This is a genomic window from Campylobacter sp. BCW_4323 (assembly GCF_001763115.1).
Taxonomy (GTDB): Bacteria; Campylobacterota; Campylobacteria; order Campylobacterales; family Campylobacteraceae; genus Campylobacter_D; species Campylobacter_D jejuni.
The window spans coordinates 1-633 of sequence record NZ_MJYC01000010.1 but is presented as its reverse complement, the minus strand read 5'-3'; the positions used below and the strand labels follow the sequence as shown (position 1 = coordinate 633).

General features: G+C 29.7%; 1 protein-coding gene. It reads right to left on the bottom strand.

All coding sequences use genetic code 11. The features are described 5' to 3' along the window. Positions 1-633: bacteriophage T4 gp5 trimerisation domain-containing protein (locus AJN60_RS00445; RefSeq protein WP_407918806.1), on the bottom strand; the 633-nt coding region annotated here is incomplete at both ends.

Below are 633 nucleotides of genomic sequence, written 5' to 3'. Positions count from 1 at the left end.
GTATCGCCTACTTGATGGAGGATTTGATTACCTGCTTTTACTTCACAATCTGTTTGAAAGTCACTATATTTAGATTCTGCAAGTTCTGTATGTTGTTTTTTGGTTTGCGTGCTTAAATTTTGTTCTGTATATATATCAATGTAATTGTTAGTTTGCATACTAAAATGTTCTTCCGTAAAGTAATTTATTCCTTTATTAACATGAAGCTCAAGTTTTCCCTCAACCACTTCCTTTTTATTTCCCTTCACATTCCTTATCTCATCTTTATGGATAATAGTGTTTTGATTAGCACCTATTTCTATGTCTTTGTTTTCTTCTACAAACTCATGAGAGTTTTTAGCCACTCTTACTTTATTATCTACTCCTACATTTAAGGTATTGCTTAATCCTACTATGGTATCTTTAGATAAGCCTACATTAGTTAAGTATTCTCCTCCTACATTGACATTTTTAGCTAAGTCTATGATTTGAGTATGAATCTTTTTAATCCTTTCATTATAAATTCCATCTACCTTAGAATCTTTATCATTTAAAATTCTTTGAGTGAAATTATGCTGGACTAATTCATCATAATCCTTTTGGGCTTTTAAATAAATTTGTTCTTTATCTTTTATATTTGAGAGGGTAAGTTCA